At 66.5% G+C, this 21,600-nt stretch carries 22 protein-coding genes; 12 read left to right on the top strand and 10 right to left on the bottom strand.

Annotation, left to right across the window (positions count from 1 at the left end):
* Positions 1-62 precede the first annotated feature (62 nt).
* Entirely contained in the window at positions 63-566 is a 504-nt protein-coding gene (locus AC6JAC_RS21560) for a hypothetical protein (protein WP_028270286.1), read from the top strand.
* A 60-nt stretch (positions 567-626) separates the two neighbouring features.
* On the opposite strand, the gene AC6JAC_RS21555 is transcribed toward AC6JAC_RS21560, so the two are convergent.
* Positions 627-1,982, bottom strand: a complete 1,356-nt coding sequence (locus AC6JAC_RS21555) for a uracil-xanthine permease family protein (RefSeq protein WP_028270287.1) — start codon at positions 1,980-1,982, stop codon at positions 627-629.
* A gap of 293 nt (positions 1,983-2,275) precedes the next feature.
* Here AC6JAC_RS21555 and AC6JAC_RS21550 point away from each other — a divergent pair, with 293 nt between their 5' ends.
* Together AC6JAC_RS21550 and AC6JAC_RS21545 are read left to right on the top strand one after the other, a co-directional pair.
* Positions 2,276-2,881, top strand: a complete 606-nt coding sequence (locus AC6JAC_RS21550) for a malonic semialdehyde reductase (protein ID WP_028270288.1) — start codon at positions 2,276-2,278, stop codon at positions 2,879-2,881.
* A 268-nt stretch (positions 2,882-3,149) separates the two neighbouring features.
* Complete coding sequence (locus AC6JAC_RS21545) at positions 3,150-3,641, top strand: 2'-5' RNA ligase family protein (protein WP_028270289.1); 492 nt, start codon at positions 3,150-3,152, stop codon at positions 3,639-3,641.
* Here the strand turns inward: AC6JAC_RS21545 and pgm are convergent.
* The gene (gene pgm, locus AC6JAC_RS21540) at positions 3,631-5,280 is read right to left on the bottom strand and encodes a phosphoglucomutase (alpha-D-glucose-1,6-bisphosphate-dependent) (protein WP_028270290.1); all 1,650 of its coding nucleotides are present in this window, start codon (positions 5,278-5,280) and stop codon (positions 3,631-3,633) included. The genes AC6JAC_RS21545 and pgm overlap by 11 nt on opposite strands.
* Positions 5,281-5,587: 307 nt before the next feature.
* On the opposite strand from pgm, the gene AC6JAC_RS21535 reads away from it, so the two are divergent.
* Together AC6JAC_RS21535 and AC6JAC_RS21530 are read left to right on the top strand one after the other, a co-directional pair.
* On the top strand, positions 5,588-6,418 hold the full coding sequence (locus AC6JAC_RS21535; protein WP_028270291.1) for a nuclease-related domain-containing protein: 831 nt from the start codon (positions 5,588-5,590) through the stop codon (positions 6,416-6,418).
* Positions 6,419-6,515: 97 nt separating this feature from the next.
* A complete protein-coding gene (locus AC6JAC_RS21530) occupies positions 6,516-6,908 on the top strand; it encodes a DUF4190 domain-containing protein (RefSeq protein ID WP_347893985.1) in 393 nt (130 codons plus the stop codon).
* A 120-nt stretch (positions 6,909-7,028) separates the two neighbouring features.
* Here the strand turns inward: AC6JAC_RS21530 and AC6JAC_RS21525 are convergent, their stop codons facing one another.
* The 3 genes from AC6JAC_RS21525 to AC6JAC_RS21515 form a co-directional block, all read right to left on the bottom strand.
* The gene (locus tag AC6JAC_RS21525; RefSeq protein ID WP_497966593.1) at positions 7,029-8,498 is read right to left on the bottom strand and encodes a peptide MFS transporter; all 1,470 of its coding nucleotides are present in this window, start codon (positions 8,496-8,498) and stop codon (positions 7,029-7,031) included.
* A gap of 84 nt (positions 8,499-8,582) precedes the next feature.
* Positions 8,583-10,007 carry an amidase gene (locus AC6JAC_RS21520; protein WP_497966591.1) on the bottom strand — a complete coding sequence of 475 codons (1,425 nt, stop codon included), beginning with the start codon at positions 10,005-10,007 and terminating at the stop codon, positions 8,583-8,585.
* On the bottom strand, positions 10,000-10,740 hold the full coding sequence (locus AC6JAC_RS21515) for a Type 1 glutamine amidotransferase-like domain-containing protein (protein ID WP_497966589.1): 741 nt from the start codon (positions 10,738-10,740) through the stop codon (positions 10,000-10,002). The genes AC6JAC_RS21520 and AC6JAC_RS21515 overlap by 8 nt, the downstream gene beginning before the upstream one ends.
* A 115-nt stretch (positions 10,741-10,855) precedes the next feature.
* On the opposite strand from AC6JAC_RS21515, the gene AC6JAC_RS21510 reads away from it, so the two are divergent.
* The 3 genes from AC6JAC_RS21510 (at position 10,856) to AC6JAC_RS21500 (ending at position 12,551) form a co-directional block, all read left to right on the top strand.
* A complete protein-coding gene (locus AC6JAC_RS21510) occupies positions 10,856-11,182 on the top strand; it encodes a rhodanese-like domain-containing protein (RefSeq protein ID WP_028270296.1) in 327 nt (108 codons plus the stop codon).
* 83 nt (positions 11,183-11,265) lie between these two features.
* On the top strand, positions 11,266-12,249 hold the full coding sequence (gene pheA, locus AC6JAC_RS21505; RefSeq protein ID WP_028270297.1) for a prephenate dehydratase: 984 nt from the start codon (positions 11,266-11,268) through the stop codon (positions 12,247-12,249).
* 92 nt (positions 12,250-12,341) lie between these two features.
* Complete coding sequence (locus tag AC6JAC_RS21500; RefSeq protein WP_028270298.1) at positions 12,342-12,551, top strand: hypothetical protein; 210 nt, start codon at positions 12,342-12,344, stop codon at positions 12,549-12,551.
* Positions 12,552-12,587: 36 nt separating this feature from the next.
* Here the strand turns inward: AC6JAC_RS21500 and AC6JAC_RS21495 are convergent, their stop codons facing one another.
* The gene (locus AC6JAC_RS21495) at positions 12,588-13,682 is read right to left on the bottom strand and encodes a diacylglycerol/lipid kinase family protein (RefSeq protein WP_497966586.1); all 1,095 of its coding nucleotides are present in this window, start codon (positions 13,680-13,682) and stop codon (positions 12,588-12,590) included.
* 77 nt (positions 13,683-13,759) lie between these two features.
* On the opposite strand from AC6JAC_RS21495, the gene serS reads away from it, so the two are divergent.
* The 4 genes from serS (at position 13,760) to AC6JAC_RS21475 (ending at position 17,174) form a co-directional block, all read left to right on the top strand.
* On the top strand, positions 13,760-15,040 hold the full coding sequence (serS, locus tag AC6JAC_RS21490) for a serine--tRNA ligase (protein ID WP_347893996.1): 1,281 nt from the start codon (positions 13,760-13,762) through the stop codon (positions 15,038-15,040).
* A gap of 174 nt (positions 15,041-15,214) precedes the next feature.
* Positions 15,215-15,529 carry a hypothetical protein gene (locus tag AC6JAC_RS21485; protein ID WP_043438041.1) on the top strand — a complete coding sequence of 105 codons (315 nt, stop codon included), beginning with the start codon at positions 15,215-15,217 and terminating at the stop codon, positions 15,527-15,529.
* A 40-nt stretch (positions 15,530-15,569) separates the two neighbouring features.
* Complete coding sequence (locus AC6JAC_RS21480; RefSeq protein WP_497966583.1) at positions 15,570-16,115, top strand: hypothetical protein; 546 nt, start codon at positions 15,570-15,572, stop codon at positions 16,113-16,115.
* 198 nt (positions 16,116-16,313) lie between these two features.
* Positions 16,314-17,174 (top strand): HAD family hydrolase, encoded by an 861-nt coding sequence (locus tag AC6JAC_RS21475; protein ID WP_497966581.1) that lies wholly within the window; start codon positions 16,314-16,316, stop codon positions 17,172-17,174.
* A 40-nt stretch (positions 17,175-17,214) separates the two neighbouring features.
* On the opposite strand, the gene AC6JAC_RS21470 is transcribed toward AC6JAC_RS21475, so the two are convergent.
* Genes AC6JAC_RS21470 through AC6JAC_RS21455 form a run of 4 tightly spaced genes read right to left on the bottom strand, consistent with a single transcriptional unit; the run spans position 17,215 to position 21,600 of the window.
* Positions 17,215-18,978, bottom strand: a complete 1,764-nt coding sequence (locus AC6JAC_RS21470; protein ID WP_497966579.1) for a glycoside hydrolase family 35 protein — start codon at positions 18,976-18,978, stop codon at positions 17,215-17,217.
* Positions 18,979-19,013: 35 nt separating this feature from the next.
* Positions 19,014-19,715, bottom strand: a complete 702-nt coding sequence (locus tag AC6JAC_RS21465) for a hypothetical protein (RefSeq protein ID WP_497966577.1) — start codon at positions 19,713-19,715, stop codon at positions 19,014-19,016.
* A gap of 5 nt (positions 19,716-19,720) precedes the next feature.
* The gene (locus AC6JAC_RS21460; protein WP_497966575.1) at positions 19,721-20,662 is read right to left on the bottom strand and encodes a carbohydrate ABC transporter permease; all 942 of its coding nucleotides are present in this window, start codon (positions 20,660-20,662) and stop codon (positions 19,721-19,723) included.
* Positions 20,662-21,600 (bottom strand): carbohydrate ABC transporter permease, encoded by a 939-nt coding sequence (locus AC6JAC_RS21455; protein WP_497966573.1) that lies wholly within the window; start codon positions 21,598-21,600, stop codon positions 20,662-20,664. Before AC6JAC_RS21455 ends, AC6JAC_RS21460 begins: the two co-directional genes overlap by 1 nt.

Genomic DNA, 21,600 nt, shown 5'->3' with positions numbered 1-21,600 from the left:
AGACTTTGGATCCAGGCCCGCATCCAGCAAGCCAGCAATCCCTACCACCCAGGAGGAATGAAATGACGCAGGATAACCAAGGAACACCCATCGAGGAAGAGGGCGGGTACGGTACGCCCACTGTGGAGCAGGAAATGGGTGGCGCTGACACGAAGAAGTTCGCCCAGCCGCGTGAGCAAGAGGCGTTCGACGCCGCGGGCCTGAGCCAGGACAGCCCGGACGGCGAAACCTATCCTGCCGGAGCGCCGGACCTCAGCCAGCTCGGCGGTGAAGACCAGGACAGCGCCGGCGAACCCGGCGCCGGCCGTTTCGGAGGAACGGAGGATCAGTTGCACGCAGAGAGTGAAAGCACGGACCCCGGCTTTGAGCCGGCTGAAGGCGACGCCGCAGTGCCGTCCGCGGAGGCGGAAATGGATGGATCCAACACCGAGGATCCCGACGCCGGACGGCCCTTCTCGTCTGAACCGCCGCAGGACGCCGCCGGGATCCCCGACGGCAGCGGCACGGACCTGCCGGACAGCAAAGCCCCCAAGGACCGCGAGGACGATGCCTTCGACGCCGGATAACGCTCCGCCGGTAAACGGCCCGTGCGGGCGGCTGCCGAGGCGGCCGCCCGCACGCGGTGCTTAAGGCCGCTTCTTCGGAGTCCGCTTGGCGGCGGCGTTGATGGCGGCCTTGACTGCAGGGGGCAGGCCGGCCTGTTCGGTCTCCGGCTCAGCGACGCTGCCGCGGGCCTTCGCGATCGCCTTCATGCCGTGGTAGATCACCAGCGCGGCGGCGGAGCCCAGGGCGATGCCGGTGAACGTCAGCTCGCCGATGGTCCAGGTGTAGTCCGCGATGCCGATGATCAGCGCCACCGCTGCGGTGGTCAGGTTGACGGGGTTGGAGAAGTTGACCTTGTTCTGGACCCAGATCTTGACGCCCAGGATGCCGATCATGCCGTAGAGCATGGTGGCCGCGCCGCCCAGCACCCCGGCGGGAACCGTGGCAATCAGTTCACCGAACTTGGGGGAGAAGCTGAGGATGATCGCGAAGGTGCCGGCCACCCAGTAGGCCGCCGTCGAGTAGACCTTCGTGGCTGCCATCACGCCGATGTTTTCGGCATACGTGGTGGTTCCCGAACCGCCGCCGAAGCCGGCCAGTACGGTGGCGGCGCCGTCGGCCATCAGGGCGCGTCCGGAGACGCCGTCGAGGTTCTGGCCCGTCATGGCGGACACGGATTTCACGTGGCCGATGTTCTCCGCAACCAGCACCAGCACCACGGGAACAAAGAGGCCTACCACGCCCAGGTGGAATTCGGGGGTCTGGAAATGCGGCAGCCCAACCCACGCTGCGGCGTCCATCTTGCTGTAGTTGACTTCGCCGCGGAGCATGGCCACAAGGTAGCCCACCACTACGCCCACCAGGATGCTGAGGCGGCCCAGGATGCCCTTGAACAGCACACTCACCAGGATGATGGTGGCCAGGGTGATCACGGCGGTGACCGGGGCGGCGTCGAAGTTGTTTTTCGCGGCCGGGGCCAGGTTCAGTCCGATCAGGGCCACGATGGCGCCCGTGACGATCGGCGGCATGAGCCGGTTGATCCAGCCGGCCCCGAACTTCTGGACCACCGCGCCGATGACGGCCAGGCCCGCGCCGGCGAGCACCACCCCGCCCAGGGCCCCGGGAATCCCGAACTGCTGCTGGGAGGCCATGATCGGGGCTATGAACGCAAAGCTCGAACCGAGGTAGCTGGGCACCCGGCCCTGGGTGATCACCAGGAATAGCAGGGTTCCGATGCCGGAGAAGAACAGCGTGGTGGCCGGCGGCATGCCGGTGATGATGGGCACCAGGAACGTGGCCCCGAACATCGCCACGACGTGCTGCATTCCCACCCCGATGGTCAGCGGCCAGGTCAGCCTTTCGCCGGGGGCCACCACCTCGCCCGGGCGGACCGACTTACCGTTGCCGTGGAGCTTCCATTTGGTACCAAGCATGCTCATGGCCGGGAGCCTTTCAAAGGAGGATGTGTCGGGAGCGGGGAAGGAATCTTCCGGAGCAACATTACCGCGCAGGTCCGCCAGTGCGCCCCGCAATCCGCCCGGCCCCCGGGGAGCCTGCGCTCCGGGCCGCCCGCCGGGGAGCCCGGCCGCCGGGCTGCCCGCCAGGCAGGTCGCCGCTGTGGGGAAGGTCACGCGGGGTCACGGGAAGAGGAATGATTCGCTTGAAGTTGCAACTATGGATAGCAGAACTGCCGGCCGCCTTCGGGTGAGCGGGCCCAGCGAAAGGTATGCAGATGACAATTGCCCATGAAGAAGCAGTGATCGACGCAGCCGCAGTGGACGCGATTTTCGCCGAAGCCCGTACGGCCAACGCATTCACCGGAGAGGTCACGGACGAGCAGGCCCGCGCCATCTACGAGCTGACCAAGTTCGGCCCCACGGCGTTCAACTCCCAGCCGCTGCGCGTGACCTACGTCCGCTCCGACGAGGCCCGCGCACAGCTCGTGGACACCCTGGCCAACGGCAACAAGGCCAAGACCGCGTCCGCCCCGCTCGTGGCCATCCTCAGCTACGACACCGACTGGGCCGGGCAGTGGGACAACTTCCTCCCCGGCTACAACGCCCCCAAGGCCATGTACGACGCCTCCCCGGAACTGGCCGCCAGCACGGGCAACAACAACGCCCACCTGCAGGCCGGTTACTTCATCCTGGCGGTCCGCTCGCTCGGGTTCGCTGCCGGCCCCATGACCGGAGCCGATTTCTCCGCCATCGATGCGGCGTTCTTCCCCGCCGGGGACCAGAAGAGCTTCCTGGTGGTCAACATCGGCCAGCCCGGTCCCGACGCCTGGGGCGAAGCCAAGCCGAAGTTCGCCTACGAGGATGTAGTCCGCACCGTCTAGGTCCCTAGCGTCCGGGCCCGGAGTGTCAACGGGTCCGGAGTGTCACCGGGTCCGGAGTATCAACGGGTTGGGCGAGCCCTGATGCGCAGAGAGGCCCCCGGCACGATGGGGGACACGCCGGAGGCACTCTAGACACATTTTTGCAGTTGAATGCATGGCATGTGTCCTGGGCCACTTCCCATTTTAGTCCAAATCGCCACGCTGGCTACTGTGCCCGTCCGCGCTCGCGGACGGGCACAGCCGGCCTGCGCAGTGGCACACTGGCCCTATGCGGAACCTGATTCTGGTGGCTTTCACCGAGCCCGTCACCGACGGGCTCGTTTTTCCCCGCGACGACTGGCCCCTGCATATCACCCTGGTGAAGTTCGACGTCGACCCGACCTCGGGCGCCGACCCCACCGAACGGATCGCCGGACTCATCGACCTGCCCGTGCGGGCGGCCCTTGGCGCCCGGCTGACCATCGGCGCAGACGCCGGCTTCGGCCGGCGGGAGTCCATCCCGGTCAGTCTCGTTGAGCCCAGCCGGCCCCTGCAGGAACTTCACGAGTCACTTGTGGAGGTCGTGGCGGCGCTGCCCGGCCGGGTGCCCACGCCGGACCACACCCTGGCCAACTATCGTCCCCATGTGTCGCACCATGGTGACAAGCGCACCCGCCCGGGAGACGCCGTCGTACTGGACCGCGTGGCCCTGGTGGACATGGCGCCGGACGGAAACCATTCCGTCCGGCGCATCCTCCACTTGTGGGAACTTACGAAATAACCCCGTCAACCAGTGCCTTGGCTTCGGCCTGGACCTGCTTGAGGTGGTCGGCGCCCTTGAACGACTCGGCGTAGATCTTGTAGACGTCCTCGGTGCCGGACGGGCGGGCGGCGAACCACGCGTTCTCGGTGACCACCTTCAGGCCGCCGATCGAGGCGCCGTTGCCGGGAGCCTCGGTGAGCTTGGCCGTGATCGTTTCGCCGGCGAGCTCCGTGGCGGTGACATCCGACGGCGACAGCTTGCCGAGCGCGGCTTTCTGCTCGCGCGTGGCGGCGGCGTCGATCCGGGCGTAGACCGGATCGCCGAACTGGTCGGTCAGGCCCTTGTACAGCTGCGACGGCGACTTGCCCGTGACGGCGGTGATTTCCGAAGCCAGCAGCGCCAGCAGGATGCCGTCCTTATCGGTGGTCCACACGCTGCCGTCCATCTTGTTGAACGAAGCGCCGGCGGATTCCTCGCCGCCGAACGCGCCCTCGCCGGACAGCAGCCCGGGAACGAACCATTTGAAGCCCACCGGCACCTCGACGAGCTTGCGCCCCAGGCTTTCGGCCACGCGGTCGATGATGGACGAGGAGACCAGGGTCTTGCCGATCACGGACTCCGGGTTCCAGCCGGTGCGGTGCCGGTACAGGTAGTCGATGGCCACGGCGAGGTAGTGGTTCGGGTTCATCAGCCCGCCGTCCGGCGTGACGATGCCGTGGCGGTCGGCGTCGGCGTCATTGCCGGTGGCCACGTCAAAGTTTGCGCCGCTGGACATGCGGTTGATCAGCGAGGCCATGGCCGACGGGGAGGAGCAGTCCATCCGGATCTTCTCGTCCCAGTCCAGGGTCATGAAGGCCCACTGCGGGTCCACGGTGGGGTTCACCACGGTGAGGTTCAGGTGGTGGCGCTCGCCGATCTCGCCCCAGTAGTCCACCGAGGCGCCGCCCATCGGGTCGGCGCCGATCCGGACCCCGGACTCGCGGATGGCGTTCAGGTCCAGCACGGACGGGAGGTCGTCCACGTAGCTGCTGAGGAAGTCGAACTTGCCGGTCGTCTCGGCGGCCAGTGCGTCCGCCACCGGGATGCGCTTGACGCCGCGGAGTCCGTTTTCCAGGAGTTCGTTGGCGCGGTTGGCGATCCAGCCGGTGGCGTCCGTGTCTGCGGGGCCGCCGTGCGGCGGGTTGTATTTGAAGCCGCCGTCACCGGGCGGGTTGTGGCTGGGCGTGACCACGATGCCGTCGGCCTGCGGTGCGCCGGCGGGGGCGTTCCGGTTGTGCGTGAGGATGGCGTGGCTCAGCGCCGGGGTGGGCGTGTAGCCATGGCGGGCGTCAATCAGCACGTTCACGCCGTTGGCGGCCAGCACTTCAAGCGCGGAGTTCTGCGCCGGTTCGCTGAGGGCGTGGGTGTCCTTTGCCATATACAGCGGTCCGGTGATGCCCTGCCCGGCACGGTATTCCACGATTGCCTGGGTGATGGCCACAATGTGGGGTTCATTGAACGACGCCTTCAGGCTGGATCCCCGGTGCCCGGAGGTGCCGAACGCAACGCGCTGGCCCGGGTCGCTCAGGTCGGGGGAAACATCGTAGTACGCATCCAGGAGCGCAGTGAGGTCAACAAGGTCTTGGGGTTGGGCAACTGTGCCCGCGCGGCTAGCCATGGCACCAGCATGCCAGACGACGGCGGGACGCAACACGGTATGTCCGGAATCCGGCCCCTGTGACGTCGAATTTCATCCGGCATTTACCAATTCATTCCCCTTTGCATTTATTGAGGGGCAGTAATTGGCTGCGGAAAAGCGAGTAGTGGCGCCAAAAGTACCTATATACCGGCCGTCCCGCGGCTGCTAATTTCTAAACAAATTACGACGGCGGGCCCTCCGCCGCCGTCAGCGTGGCGGCGAATCCACGTCGGATTGGTCCAGGTCCGGATGATCCAGGGTGCGGCAATTCAAAGGAGGACAGCCAATGGCGGCAGGCGACGAAGCGTCGGAACAGGCCCGGCTGGCTGCCGAACGGATTGCACGGCTCAAACGCCAGCTGGAGCATGCCGAACGCGCCGAGGAACCGTGGGGTTCCGGTGCGGACGGAGAGCGCCGCACTGCCAGCCTGCTGGGCCAGCTGACCCCGCACGGCTGGTTCCTGCTGCACGACGTGCACTGGCCCGGACGGCCCCTGGCCAATCTCGACCATGTTCTGGTGGGCCCGGGCGGAATAGTGGTGGTGGATGCCAAGAACTGGTCAGGCGCCGTTGAGGTCCGGGCAGGCGTCCTGAGGCAGAACGGCTACTCACGGAACCCCGCCGTGGACGGCTCCCTGGGGCAGGCGGCCGCCGTGGCCGCCCTGGTCGACGCGCCGCACCGGCACCTGGTCCGCTCGATCATCTGCCTGACCGGCCAGCCCGACCTCGCGGAGGTGACGGGGTCCGGGGTCGAAGTGCTGGGCGTCAACCGGGTGGTTGCACGGGTGGCGGCCCTCCCGGCAGTGCTGGATCCGCAGTCGGTGATTGGAATCTACTCCCACCTGGGACAGCAACTGACGCAGCCCCAGTCGCCCGCAGCCTCGGATGTCCGCGGGAGCGCGGGCCGCCATCCCCCGGCTCGCCCGTTTCAGGGCGGCGCTTATCCGTCGCCGGTCCCGGCCCGCACCGGATACCGGTCCGTGGCTGGTCCACCGCACTTGGGAAGCCGGTCCCTGGGAAGCCAGCCCAACAGAGGCTGGCTGGTGGCCGGATTATGGAGCCTGCTGGTCCTGGGGATCGTGGTGTTCGCACTTTCGACGCCGCTCTGGAACCTGTAGGTCCTGCCCGCTGGCGTATCACGGGTGTATCACGGCCGCGCACCTCCGGGCGGTGCGTTGGTAGGCTGGTTCTAGCCTTTCAATAAGGGGAATTCCCATGTCGAACCAGCCTGCCCCCGGCGACGAGGGGACGCCACAGGGCTACCAGCCGCCGTCGTACATTCCACCGCAAGGGTCACAGCCGGCCGGACCCTACGGCGCTGCCTACGGGCAGCCGTCCTATTACGGCATGCCGCCCGAGCCCAAGGGCCTGAGCATCGCCAGCCTGTGCTGCGGCATCGCCGTCTTCCTTGGCCTGGGCCTCTTCATCCTGCCGCAGATTGCGGCCGTGGTCCTGGGCCACCTGGCCCTGCTCAAGGAACCTGCCGGGCGGGGACTTGCCATCGCCGGCCTGATCCTTGGCTACCTCGGCCTGGCCCTGACCGCGATTGTGCTCACGTTCGCCGTGGCAGCGATTTTCGCCGCGGCCAACGCGGGGTACGGCTACTAGAACCGCTTCGAAACCGGCGCGCACCAGCCAGTCCAGGTACTCCGCCACGGCGAAACGCTGCGGCTGGTGCGGGCGGCGGATGGTTCCGCCCACCCGCACCACGCTGTCGGTGACGTCGGGTCAGCGGACGCCGCCCATGAGCTTCTTGATGGCCGGCGACGCAGCCGCAAGGCCGACGGCCAGCACCATGGCCGTGCCGCCGATGCCGATGAAATACGGCAGTTCGTCGGCCGGGTTGTACAGCCCGGACAGGATGCCGGCCAGGGTGGTGCCCAGCGAGACCGACAGGAAGAACAAGGCCACCATCTGGGTGTGGAAGGCCTGGGGCGCCAGCTTGGTGGTCACGGACAGGCCGATGGGGGAGAGGAAGAGCTCCGCCAGGGTGAACAGGAACAGGATCCCCACCAGGGCCAGCAGGGGCGTTTTCCCGTCGCCGGCGAGGGGGATGAAGGCCAGGAAGGCCAGCCCCATCACGAACAGGCCGATGGAGAATTTCACGGCCGAGCCGGGCTGCTTCTGGCCGAGGCGGGTCCACAGTGCCGCCATGACGCCGGCGAAAATGATGATGAACACCGGGTTGATGGACTGCACCCAGGCGGCCGGCATTTCCCAGCCGAACAGGTTCCGGTCCAGCTTCTCTTCCGAGTAGACGGCAATGAACGTGAACTGCTGCTGGAAGAGGGCCCAGAACGCCGCTGAGGCGATGTACAGGGGGATGAAGGCCACCACCCGCTTGCGTTCGGTGCCGGTGACCTTGTTGCTGCGGAAGATCAGGGCGAAGTAGAGCACGGAGGCGCCGATCGCCGCGTAGGCCATGGACATGGCCAGGTTTTCGGCGTTCACGGTGCCGGTGGCCAGGAGAACAGCCACCACGACGGCGATGCCCAGGAAGATCAGGCCGTACCTGGTGCGCTGGGCGGCCGGCAGCGGGTTGGGTACGTGATGGGCTTCGTCGGGGAGCTTCCCGCGTCCCATGGCGTAGATGCCCAGGCCCAGGGCCATGCCGACGGCGGCAGCGCCGAAGCCCCAGTGGAACCCCTGGCTTTCCTGCAGCCAGCCGGTGACCAGCGGGCCGATCAGTGCTCCGGCGTTGATTCCCATGTAGAAGATGGAGAAGCCGGCATCGCGGCGTTCGTCCTTCTCCCCGTACAGGGTGCCCACCAGCGCGGTGGCGTTGGCTTTCAGGCCGCCGGAGCCGACGCCCACCAGCACCAGCCCGGCGATGAGGCCCGGAATTCCGGGCACCAAGGCCAGTGCGATGTGGCCGGCCATGATCAGGACGGCCGAGCCGAACAGGACCCGTTCCGAGCCGAAGAGCCGGTCGGCCAGCCAGGCGCCCAGAATGGTGGAGAGGTAGACTCCGCCGCCGTAGGCTCCGACCAGGCTGGCAGCCAGGCCCTGCTCAATTTCGAGCCCGCCCTGCGCGGCCGTGAAGTACATGTAGTAGAGGAGGATGCCCTGCATGCCGTAGAAGGAGAAGCGCTCCCACATCTCTACGGAGAAGAGGCTGGCCAGCATCTTTGGGTGGCCAAAAAATGACGTATCGGCCGGCGTTGTAGCGGGACGATCGGATAAATGAGTTGTGCTCATTTACTTAAGGGTGACACCGGAGCGCGGGATTGTCACATTCGCGGCGAGAGGAAGCAAGGCGGACACGCTGGGTGGACGCCCCGTCTAGAACCCGATCTGCGCCGCGACCTGCAGCAGCAGTTCCTCGGATCCCGTGGGCCCCACCAGCTGGATGCCCATGGGCAGGCCGGCCCCGGCTGAGCCGCCGGTCCAGTGCACGGGAATGCTGATGGCGGGCAGCCCGCACACATTCACCATGCTGGACCACGGCGCGTATTCGCATTGTTTCCGGTAGTCGCCGTCGGCGTCGCCGGCCCATTCCGAGGCCGGCCAGTAACCGTCGCCGTGGGAGGCGCCCGTGAACCAGCCGACGGGCCGGGGCGTCTGGGCCAGGGCTGGCATCAGCATGAGGTCCCACCGGGAGTACTGGGACACGGTGTCCCGTTCAAACTGCCGCAGGAAGCCCAGCGCCTCATTCAGTTTTGACGCACTCCGCTGCTGGGCGCGCCGGCGGAAGGTGCGTGTGAGCGGGGTCAGCAACGCTTCGCGCTGCGGTGCAATCCTGGCACTTCCGACGCCGGCTGTCCACGCCGTGGTGAACGCGTCCGGGTAGCGGTTGTCGTACCCGACGGCGGCTTCGGCCGTGGAATGGCCCGCTGCTTCGAGCAGCCGGATGCCCTCCTTGAGGGCGTCCATTGCTTCCGGGTCCGGCGTAAACGGGAATATGGCCTGCCAGGGGCTGTCCAGGCTGACGCCGATCCGGAGCCGGCCCGGAGCCCGGGCCAGGGACTCGAGGTACCGGCCGTTGCCTTCCGGCACCATGGCGTCCAGCATCAGGGCGGCATCTCCGGCTGAGCGGGCCAGTGGTCCGGCCACGACGAGCCGTGCCGGGTCGCCGGTGCTTTCGCCGGCCGGGACGAGCCCCCGCCCGGGTTTCAGGCCCACCAGTCCGCAGGCGGCCGCCGGAATTCTGACGGAACCGCCGCCGTCGGACCCCGGAGCAAACGGCACAAGGCCGGCGGCCACCGCGGCGGCGCTGCCGCCCGATGATCCGCCCGAGCTGCGGCTCAGCGCATATGGATTACGCGACGGCGGCGCGATCAGGTTTTCGCTGTAGGCCGTCAGGCCGAACTCCGGAACCTGGGTCTTGCCCAGCGAGATGGCACCGGCACCCTTCAGGGCCGCCGCGAGTGCACTGTCCGCGGGAGCGGGCTTGTGGTCCAGGGCAGCGCTGCCGTGCGTGGTCACCACGCCCGCCACATCCGTCAGGTCCTTGAAGGCCACCGGCATTCCGTGCAGCAGCGGAAGCTGCCCGGGCGCCTCTGCGTGGAGGGCGTGGGCGTAGAGCGCGTCGGCGCGGGCGGCATCGTCCAGTGCCTGCTCTCCGGTCACCGTGATGAAGGCGCCGAGGCCCGGATTCCGCGCCGCTATCCGGGCCAGGAAATGCTCCGTCACTTCGCGGGCGGACCGATCGCCCGAGCGCAGCGCGTCGCGGAGTCCCACCGCGGACAGCTCGTGGATGTCAGCCAAGGAAACGGGCCTCCAGCCGCTCTTCGGCGGCGGCGGGTGCCCCGCCGTCGGCCTGGCGGGTGACGCGGTACGCCGCCTTGCCGTGCACTTCGGTGACTGCGTCCACGAGGTCCGTGCCGAAGTAAACCAGCCCCGCGCCGTCGTCCGTGCAGTGCGTTTCGCCGAGGGTGCCCTCGGCCACCAGCCGGTGCACCAGCGGGCGGCGCTGGTCCTCGGAGTCGTAGTGGACGCCGTTGGCGTACGGCAGGAAGCCCAGCGCGTTGGTCACGGGGCGCAGCTGCGGGCCGAACGAATCCGTGGTGCCGCCCTGGTACCAGCAGATGGACCCGGCCGAGACGCCTGCGAGGACCACTCCGGCCTCCCACACGCGCCGCAGGATTTCGTCGAGGCCGTGTGCGCGCCAGATGGCCAGCAGGTTCACCACCGACCCGCCGTTGACCCACACCACGTCCTGCTCCATGAGGTGCGCTTCAGGATCGTCGATGCTGGGCATCGTGAACAGGTTGAGGTGGCTGAAATCGAAGCCGGCGATTTTCGCGGCCTGGTCCAGCTCGGCATTGAACCAGCGCTGGTCGCCGGCGGCAGTGCCGATATGCGTCACGCGCGGCGCGCGTCCCGTGACGCCGGAAAGTTCGACGGCGTGGTGCAGCAGGGCGTCGAACTCCAGGCGTGAACGCTGGCCGGCCTTATATCCGCCGGACGTTGCCAGGATGGTTGGCTGTGGGGCTGTCATCGGCGATTCCCTCCTTTGCGGTCACCTTGAAGCGTAACGTGCTCCGGATTCGGGGTGCCTGCCTCCAGCGGCGGCTACGCTGGAGGCAGACCTTCATTTTCCGGAGAGGATTTCCATGAGCGACTTCGAAACCGTGACCGTGACCGACGTTCCCGCCGACGCCAAGATCCTTGATGTGCGGGAGGACTACGAATGGTCGGCCGGGCACGCGGAAGGTGCCCTGCACATACCGCTGGACCAGCTGCCGGGCCGGCTCGGCGAACTGGATCCGGACGAGGACCTGTACGTTATTTGCCGCACGGGCGGCCGCTCCTTCCGTGCGGCCAAGTGGCTCGTGGGACAGGGCTATACCGCCATCAACGTGGCCGGCGGAATGGACCAATGGCTCGAATCGGGCCTGCCGCTTGTGTCGGACAACGGACTCAAGCCGGTCATCCTCTAGCGCTCCTGCCAGTACCTGCGGCACCCGCAGTAGCCGCCGGGCCGCCCGCCGGGCGGCGCTTAGATTATCGAGAAGGACAGTCCATGCCCGCGTCGCCCGTCACCTACACCTTCCTCGGCCCGGAGGGGACGTTCACTGAGGCGGCGCTGATGCAGGTGCCGGGCGCCGTCGAGGCCGTCCGCATCCCCTCCTCCAATGTGAACACCGCGCTGGACAAGGTACGTGACGGGTCAGCCGATGCCGCCATGGTGCCCATCGAGAATTCCGTGGAGGGCGGTGTCACGGCAACCCTGGATGCCATCGCGTCCGGCCAGGAACTGAGGATTGTCCGCGAGGCTCTGGTTCCCATCAGCTTTGTCCTGGTGGCCCGCCCGGGGGTGGAAATCCGGGACATCCGCCGGATCTCCACCCACGGACACGCCTGGGCCCAGTGCAGGCTCTGGGTCGAAGCGAATATGCCAAATGTGGAATACATTCCCGCTTCCTCCACAGCGGCGGGGGCCATGGGGCTGCTGGACGAGGAGGGGGTCCACTACGACGCCGCCATCTGCGCCCCGATCGTGGCCACCGAGCAGCCCGGGCTGCAGGTGCTCGCTGAGAACATCGGCGACAACCCCGGGGCAGTGACGCGCTTTGTCCTGGTCAGCCGGCCCGGGGCGCTGCCACACCGCACCGGAGCTGACAAGACCACGGTGGTTGTGCCCCTGCCGGAGGACCGGCCCGGTGCGCTGATGGAGATCCTGGACCAGTTCGCCACCCGCGGCGTGAACCTTAGCCGCATCGAGTCACGGCCCACCGGCCAGTACCTCGGCCACTATTTCTTCAGCATCGACGCCGACGGCCACGTGGAGGACGCCCGTGTTGCCGATGCTTTGGCCGGCTTGCACCGGATCAGCCCGGCCACTCGATTCCTCGGCTCCTATCCGCGGGCCGACGAGCAGAGTCCGGAGGTGGAACCGCACACCTCCGACCAAGCATTCCAGGCGGCACATGAATGGGTGGCAGGGATTCTCCGAGGAGCATCGATCGCTCCCGTCCATGCCCCGCAAGGTTCGCCCACAGCTTAGGCAAATGCCCCTTGGGGTACTTCCCCGCCCGCACAGCAGTGCGTATGCTTGCCTGATCCATTGGGGAAGACCTCTACCGGAAGGAGCGGGTCATGTCAGGAACCAGCAGCGACAATGACGGCCAGGGAATGATTGTCAATCCCAAGCCGACTGCCGACAACCAGGACTGGGACGGCGACGATGCAGACAGGGCGGATCGCCTGCGCTTCGAAGAGGAGCAAGCCATGATCCGTGAACAGTCCGAAGCCCGTGCGGCGGCAAAGGCCGCAGCCGAGGCGGAGGAGAAGAAGGCCAGCGCCTGATTCCGGCGTCCCCGCAGGAAGCGTCCGTCCGGAGGCCTACTGCGGGGTGGAAGCTTCCCCTGCGGACGGTTCGCCGCCCTTGCTTTCCGTAACCCGCACCAACAGTGATCCCGGCGCCACCTGGACGGTAACGTCCGTGGCCTCGCCTGAGGGATCGCCGTCGACCTGCGTGGCCACCGGTTCCGCGCACTTGATCACGATCTTGCCGGAGCGGTAATAGCTCATCACCGGCAAGTTCCTCTTGTGCTTGAACATGATCTTTGTGTACATCGCAATCCACCCGATGGCGCTGCGCGGGCTCATCACCACCACGTCCAGCATGCCGTCGTCGATCATGGCCTGCGGGATGAAGTCGATGCCACCCGGAATCAGGCCGCAGTTGGCGAACAGCACGCTGCGGATCTTCCGGGACTGTTCCGGCTGGTCGTCCAGGGCGATGGACACCTTCTTCCGCCGCCCGGGCAGGTGCCTGACCCCGGCCTCGGTGTAGGCCAGCCAGCCGACGGCCTTCTTCAGCCCGTCGTTGGTGTCCCCGACGACCTCGGCATCCATGCCCATGCCGGCAATCACCAGGAACACATGCTCCGACGACGCGCCCGTCCGCGAGTTCCGGATGCCCATCCGCGCCGTGTCGATGTGCCGCTGGTGCCCGAAGAGCGCCGTCTGGATGCTGCCGTGGACGTCGTTGACGTCCAGGTGGATGTTCCTGGCCAGCAGGTTTCCGGTGCCGAGCGGGATGATGCCCATCGGCACGTTGGTGTGGGCCAGCTTCTCGGCCACAACGCGTACCGTGCCGTCTCCGCCGCCCACCAGGACGACGTCGGCACCGCTCTTCAGTGCCGCGTCGGCCTGCGCATATCCGGGATCTTCCGCTGTTGTTTCGAAAAAGACGGGGGCTTCCCAGCCGGCCGACAGGCAGGCGCGCTGGATGAGGGCGCGGGCCTCCGCCGACTTGGCCTTGATCGGGTTCATCACCACGGCCACCTTCTGCTGCTCCAGGCCGGGATGGTACGTGTCCTCCTGGACCGCACTGCGTGTGTGCAGCGCTTTGAGCCTCCGGACACCCCACCAGCTGGAGACCGCGAAAGCCAGGGCCGCAGCAAGGATGAGGTAGAGCAGCCAATCGTTCATGGTGCTCCAACACTATCCCGCACGGACCTCCGAACGGCCCACCGCGTCATCCCGGGCGGATTCGATACTCTTGTCTGGTGATCGACGTAAAAGACCTCAGCGAAAATCCGGACAAGTTCCGTGCCAGCCAGCGCGCCCGCGGCGCCGACGAGTCCGTGGTGGATGCGATCATCTCAGCGGACGCGGCCCGCCGCGCGGCATTGATCCGCTTCGAAAACCTCCGCGCCGAGCAGAATGTCTTCGGCAAGAAGGTGGCACAGGCCAAGGGCGAGGAAAAGCAGGCCCTGCTGGCGGAGGTCAAGGTCCTGGCCGCGTCGGTCAAGGAAGCCTCGGCCGAAGCCGACGTTGCCCAGGCCCAGCAGGAAGAACTGCTCCGCGCCATTCCCAACCTGATTGTGGACGGGGTGCCAGAAGGCGGCGAGGACGACTACGTTGTGGTCAAGACCGTCGGCGAACCCCGCGAATTCCCTGATTTCGAGCCGAAGGACCACCTGGAAATCGGTGAGCTGATCGGCGCCATTGACATGGAGCGCGGCGCCAAGGTGTCCGGCTCACGCTTCTACTTCCTCCGCGGCGTCGGCGCCCGGCTGGAGATGGCTCTCCTGCAGATGGCCATGGAACAGGCCATCGATGCAGGTTTCGTCCCCATGATCACCCCCACGCTGGTCCGTCCCGAAACGATGCAGGGCACCGGATTCGACGTCAAGCATGACGCCGAGATCTACCGCCTCGCCGAAGACGACCTGTACCTGGTGGGCACCTCGGAGGTGGCCCTCGCCGGCTACCACGCGGACGAGATCCTGGACCTCTCCGCCGGCCCCATCCGTTACGCGGGCCAGAGCTCCTGCTACCGCCGCGAGGCGGGGTCGCACGGCAAGGACACCCGCGGAATCATCCGCGTCCACCAGTTCAACAAGGTGGAAATGTTCATCTACACCACGGTGGAGGAGGCAGCTGCCGAGCACGAGCGCCTGCTCGCGTGGGAAGAGGAGATGCTGGCCAAGTGCGAACTCCCGTACCGGGTGATCGACACCGCCGCCGGCGACCTCGGCAACTCTGCAGCCCGCAAATTCGACTGCGAAGCCTGGGTGCCCACACAGGGCGCCTACCGCGAACTGACGTCCACGTCCAACTGCACCACGTTCCAGGCCCGCCGCCTGAACATCCGCGAGCGGGTCCTGAACGAGGACGGCGCGCCCAAGGGCACCCGCGCCGTCGCCACCCTCAACGGCACCCTGGCCACGACGCGCTGGATCGTGGCCATCCTGGAGCACCACCAGAACGAGGACGGCTCGGTGAACGTCCCCCGGGCGCTCCAGAAGTACCTCGGCGGCCTGGAAGTGCTTCCGGTCCTGTAGTTTTCGGGTTCTCCTAAGCTTGTTCGCGTTTCCTGCCCCTCACGGGCCTGATGCGCGGACAAGCTTAGGATCTGCCGGACGGAGGCGGCGTGACCGTTCCTCCACACGTCGCTCGGGTCCACATAGCCCACCGTTTCCGGTGCTGGCTGCCGCCTGGTGCGTCATTCTGTTGGCATGGAAATCCCGCCCGGACTGATCGACTCAGCCGCCGTTCTGCGCACCCAGGGCGGCACCAATTTCATCCATCGCGAGTTCAGGGCGGGAAAGCTGGTGCGGATCCGCCGCGGCTACTACGTGCGCACCACCGATTGGATCCGCGCCCACCCGTCGCAGCGCTTCGCATGGTCGACGGCGGCGGTGGCCAGATCGGTGAAAGACGCCGTGCTCTGCGGGGAAACGGCAGCCCTTGCCATCGGCCTGCCCACGCTCAGGACCCCCGCCTGCGTTGAGCTCGCAACAACCCTGCCCGGACGCAGCGGGACACGGTGAGTTCCGGTGCACGGGGCTGATGCAGACCGCGGTGGATGTCATGGCTTCCGGCCAGCTGGGCAACGCCCTGGTGGTTGCTGACGGTGTGGCCCGAAAACTGCACGCGGGGGGCGCCCTTGCCGCGGGTGCCAGCCTTCTTAGCGTGCCCGGCATTGCGGACCGCATAGCCGCCCACCCGTTTGCAGCTGCCCGGCGTCGTGCGGAACTGACTGCCGGCCTCGCCAGTCCGCTGGCTGAGTCTGTTGGCGAGTCGTTCAGCCGTGCGGCCTTTGAGTCTCTGGGCTTCGAGCAGCCCGTGCTCCAGCACGTCTTCAACGACCATGATGGCTTCATTGGCAGGAGTGACTGCTGGTGGCCGGAACAAGGTGTGGTGGGGGAGTTCGACGGCAAAGGCAAGTATGTTGACGCCGCGATCCGCGGCGGGGTCACGCCGGAGGAGGCCCTCTACCTCGAAAAGCTACGCGAAGACCGGATCCGCGGCCTGGGGTACGGCTTCGTGCGCTGGAGCTGGGCGGATGTGGATAACCCTGAACGGCTGAGGCGCAAGCTCCTGGCGGCCGGGCTGCGCCCACGGAACCGGCCCTAGTCCGCGCATCAGTACCCTCAAGGGCAGGAACTGCGAACAAGGTTCGGAAAGACCGGGATTTTGCGGCCGCACATGGCGTCGGGTGACACGCAGGCAAACACTCACAATGTGGACAAACTGTGGGTGTTTACCACAAGTTAACATCGGCTGTGGCGTGCGTCCTAGCGGCTGTCCGGGGGCGTCTGCTGTACTAGGTGAATGACAACATTGACTGAAACCTCAGTCGCTGGCAACGATGACCAGCGAGACAACGGCAAGAACAACTCACCCAAGCTCATGGTGGCCCTGGACGTGGACGGCACCCTGGTCAACCACGACGGCCACATGTCGGCCCCCGTCCGTGAAGCGGCCCAGGCTGTCGTCGCAGCGGGACACGAGGTCATGATCGCCACCGGCCGGTCCCTCAACGCCACCCTCCCCATCATCGAGCAGATCGGCATCGAAACCGGCTACGCGGTGTGCTGCAACGGCGGCGTGACGCTCCGGCTGGATCCGGCACACCCTGACGGCTACGAGGTCATCCGCAAGGCCACGTTTGATCCCGGCCCGGCGCTCCGTGCCCTCCGCAAGCGGCTCCCCATGGCCAAGTACGCGCTGGAGGACGAGCACGGCAACTTCCTCTCCACCGAGCGCTTCCAGGACGCGAGTTTCGGCGTGGAAGCCATCGGCGTGGATTTCCAGACCATGCTCGACGCCACCGCAGTGCGCGTGGTGGTCTTCAGCTCGGAAAACACCTCCGAGGAGTTCAACGAGGCCATCAAGCACATCGGCCTGTCCGGTGTAACGTACTCCGTGGGCTGGACCGCGTGGCTGGACATTGCCGCGGAAGGCGTCACCAAGGCCAGCGCCCTGGAACACCTCCGGGGGCACCTGAGCATCGAGTCGCACCTCACAGTGGCGATCGGCGACGGCCGCAACGACATCGAGATGCTCACGTGGGCCGGCCGCGGCGTCGCCATGGGCCAGGCTCCCGACGAAGTGGTTGCCGCCGCGGACGAGGTCACCATGTCCGTCCACGACGACGGCGCCGCGCACGTTCTCCGCAGCCTGCTGTCCTAAGCCGGACTGCTTTCCGGGGCGTCGCCAGGTAGCGTCGCTTCTACTTCTCGTCCGGTCCCAAGTCGGGCCCGACGGCGAACGTCACTTCACGCGTCGCGCTTCCGTGCAGTTCCAGGACGGCGAGCTCGTTGGGGCCTTTGCGCACCAAAGGTCCCGGGACGTAGAGCGTGCGCTGGGGGCCGCGGCTCCAGTACCTGCCAAGGTTGAACCCGTTGATGAACGCAACACCCTTGGTCCAGCCGTCGAGGCGCAGGAACCGGTCGCCGGGGCCGTCGGCCTCGAACCTGGCAAACGACAGTGACGGGCCCGGCATACCTGCCTCAGCGCCACCCGCCGCCGGCAGTTCCTGTGCCGCATCCCGGAAGGGCCCCAAGTCGCCCATATCAACGGTCCGGATCTCCCAGTCCCGCACTTCGGTGCCGTTCAGCAGCGCCGGCCCGATCAACCCCTTGGGTTCGCCGATCCGCTCCCCGTAATTGACCCTGCCTAGGTCCTCCAGAAGGACCCGCAGGCGCCCGCCGCCGGGCAGCGTGATGGCGCGCTCGCCGAGGTCGCGGCTCAGGACGCCCACGGGAACGTCATCCAGAAAGAACTGGGCACGGTCCCGGACCTCGGCGAAGGACAGGACGCCGCTGCGGGCAATGTCCACCTCGTAGAGATAGAAGCCGCGATAGCGCCCGGTGGCCTCGGTCGTAGGCACCGGACCCGGCACGGAGGACGGGGAAGCGAGGAGGGGCGCAATGTCCAGGAGCGGCAGGGACTTCTCCACGGAAATGACCGCCGCAGGCGCCTCCTGGCGCTTTGCCGGCGCCTCATCCGGCACAGGGAAATGCTTCGCGATGACGTCCCGGAATGCAAAGTACTTGGCGGTCGGGCTGCCGTCCTCGGCGAGCGGTGCGTCGTAGTCGTAGGAGGTGATGGTCGGCTCGTAGATGCCTTTGTCGTTGGCGCCGTTGGTGAAGCCGAAGTTGGTGCCGCCGTGGAACATGTAGATGTTCACCGAAGCCCCTGCGGTCAGGAGCGCATCGAGTTCGGCGGCGGAGGCAGCGGCATCGGTGGTGTGATGGTGTGTGCCCCAGTTGTCGAACCAGCCGTTCCAGAACTCCGCGCACATGAGCGGTCCGGCGGGCTGCCGTTCGCGGAGGAATTCCAGGCGTTCCACAGCACGCGAGCCAAAGGTTCCGGTCTTGTGTAGCCCGGGCAGGGAACCGTCCTCGATCATGGTGCCGAAGGGCTGGTCGCAGGTGAACAGCGGAACGTCCACGCCCTCCCGCTTCACGAGGTCCACCAGGTGCTGCAGGTAAACCTTGTCCTTGCCATAGGCGCCGTACTCGTTCTCGATCTGCAGCAGGACCACCGGCCCGCCGCGGCTGATCTGCCGCTCCACCACTATCGGCAAAAGCGCTTCGAAATAGGAGTCGACGGCGGCAAGGTAGCCGGGTTCGCTGCTGCGGACGCCGACGCCAGGGTCGGTGTAGAGCCACGCCGGCAAACCGCCATTGTCCCACTCGGCGCAGATGTACGGGCCGGGACGGACGATCGCCTTCATGCCCTCGGCCGCCACCAGCTCCAGGAAACGCCCCAGGTTCAGCCCGCCAGAGGTATCAAAAACACCAGGAGTAGGCGAATGCTCATTCCACGGCACATACGTCTCAATGGTGTTGAGTCCCATGAGCCGCGCCTTGCGGATGCGGTCCGCCCACAGGTCCGGGTGAACCCGGAAGTAGTGGATGGCTCCGGAGAGGATGTGGAAGGGGTGGTCGTTCAGGAGGAAATCCCGATCGCCGATGGCAAAGGTTTCCAAGGATGGTCCTAACAGTCGTACTGCGCCCGGCGGTACTAGGCGGAGTGTAGGGCGGCGTGGAATGAGTACGAAGCGTTGCTCCAGACCACGAACAGCAGCGGTGCGGGCGCCAGCGCGACGCCGAGAACGGGCTGCAGGACGGCGGCGGAGACGATGATGCCCAGCAGGATCAGCATGGCCACGCTCAGGTACCAGCGCTGGACGGCCAGATAAACGGATGCCTTGAGGATGCTTTTCAGTCCCGCCTCGGGCAGAAGCACGACGCCGGCAATCGCCGTCACCGTGAGGCTCACCGTCACAACCGCCGCGACGACGATCAGCGGCACCAGCACGGCTGCTGCCGGCATGGCTTGGACGATGACCAAGTCCACGCCGAGGAACATCAGCACGGCCACCGCACCCACACCGAGCGGTGCGGCCTGCCGGAAACTGCGCTGGTATCCGCGAAGGAAGGCGGCAACCGGCTTGACCGCGCCGCCGTCGTCGTTCAAGGAGCGGAAGGCGGCGAAGATGCCGGCGAGCGACGGAGCCACGGTGACCATGAGGGCCAGGAAGAACGGCCAGGCGGCCGCTGGATCGGCCACCAGCGCGAGGCACAGCACCAACGGCGCGTTGGCAGCAGCCAGCAGGACGTTCCCGGCCAGGAAGGTGTAAATGAACCCGAAGACGCTTCCGAAGGTTTCGAATCCCGGCCCCGCCCACCGGCGTGGCTGCTCCGACGCGGGCTGCTCACGCACAGCCGTCATCCTTTCATTCCGCTCGTCGCGATGCCCTGGATGAAGTAGCGCTGGCCAAGCAGGAAGATGAAGAGGATCGGGATCACGGAGATCACGGATCCGGTCATGATCATGGCGTACTCGGCGTCGAACTGGCCCACGAAGGAGCGCAGGCCCAGCTGGACGGTCCAGAGGCGGTTGCTGGTGAGGTAGATGAACGGACCCATGTAGTCGTTCCACGTGTTGACGAAGGTCAGCAGCGCCAGGCTGGCGAGGGCCGGTTTGGACAGGGGCAGGATCACCCGGGCCCAGATGCCGTACTCGCTGAGGCCGTCGATGCGGGCGGCTTCGCAGAGTTCATCCGGGATGGTCATGTAGTACTGGCGCATCAGGAACACCCCGAAGGCGCCGAACGCCTGTAACAGGATCAGGGCGTTGAAGCTGTTGGTCAGTCCCAGCTGCTGCATCATGATGTACTGCGGCACCATGTAGGCCTGCCACGGCACGGCGATGGTGCCGATGTAGCAGAGGAACAGGACATCGCGGCCCGGGAAGCGGACCTTGGAGAAGCCATAGGCCGCCAGCGAACCGGTGAGAACCTGCAGGCAGGTGATGATCACCGCGAGGTACAGGGAGTTCTGCAGGTAGCCCATCATGGGGATGCGGGTCCAGATGTCCGTGTAGTTGCTCCACACGAACTCGCTGGGGATCCACTGGATAGGGACGGTGAGGACCTGGTTGTTCTCCTTCAGTGAGGAGGAGACCATCCAGATGAACGGCATCATGAGCGCGACCACCAGCACCACGAGCGCGCCGTAGATGATGACATTGGTGGTCCGCTTCTTCCGTTCCCGGGTGGACCTCCGGTGGGTGGTATGACGGCGGTCTTCCGTGCTAATCGCGCCGCCCCTCAACGGTGCTCCGCCTGTGAGATCAGGGGCCTTGACGTCTTCGGCCATGTTGGTCATCAGCGTTCCCTCCGCTGTTGGATCTTGAATTGCAGGACGGTGACCGTCAGGACGATGAGGAACAGGACCAAGGAGATTGCCGACGAGTAGCCGAACTTCCCTTCGCCGATGCCCTCTTGGTAGATGAGCTGGGACAGAACCGTGGTGGATCGTCCGGGACCGCCGTTCGTCATGACCACGATCAGGTCGAAGACCTTGAAGCTGGAGACCGTTAGCATGACCACCACGAAGAAGGTGGTGGGCCGCAACGAGGGGATCGTGACGTTCCAGAAGCGCTGCCAGGCACTGGCGCCGTCAACTTCGGCGGCTTCGTAGAGTTCCGCGGGGATGGCCTGCAGGCCGGCCAAATACAGAACCATGTAGTAGCCCATGTCGCGCCACACGCTGGTGATGATGACGGCCGGAAGGGCCCAGTCGGAGCTGGACGTCCAGCCGGGCGCCTCGGCGATGCCGACGGCGTGCAGGAACTGGTTGATGGGGCCGCTGTCAGGACTGAACAGCATGTTCCAGACGACGGCGACAGCCACCAGCGAGGTGATGTACGGGAAGAAGATGGCCACGCGGAAGAAGCCGATGCCTTTGAGCTTGCGGTTCAGCAGCATCGCCAGGACCAGGGCGAGGGCCATGGTGAGCGGGACGTGGCCGAGTGCGTAGACCACCGTGTTGCGCAGGGCCACCCAGAACGAGTCGCTGGCGAACATCCGCTGGAAGTTGGCCAGGCCCACCCACTTGGGTGCGGTGAACGAGGTCCATTCCATGAAGGAGAGGGCGAAAGCGGCCAGGACGGGAATGAGTGTGAAGGCCAGGAAGCCCAGGAAGTTCGGAAGGATGAACGTCCAGCCGATCAGCGTGTTGCGCCTGGCCTGCTTCCTGTTGCCGCGGCTGTGCGGTGTGGTCCGTGCAGGGCCGGGAGCCTGGGTGATTGTTTCTGTAGTCAT

Source organism: Arthrobacter sp. KUASC02 (genome assembly GCF_059739395.1).
Note: the sequence above shows the minus strand (reverse complement) of the source record. Positions and strands in the feature narration are given on the sequence as shown.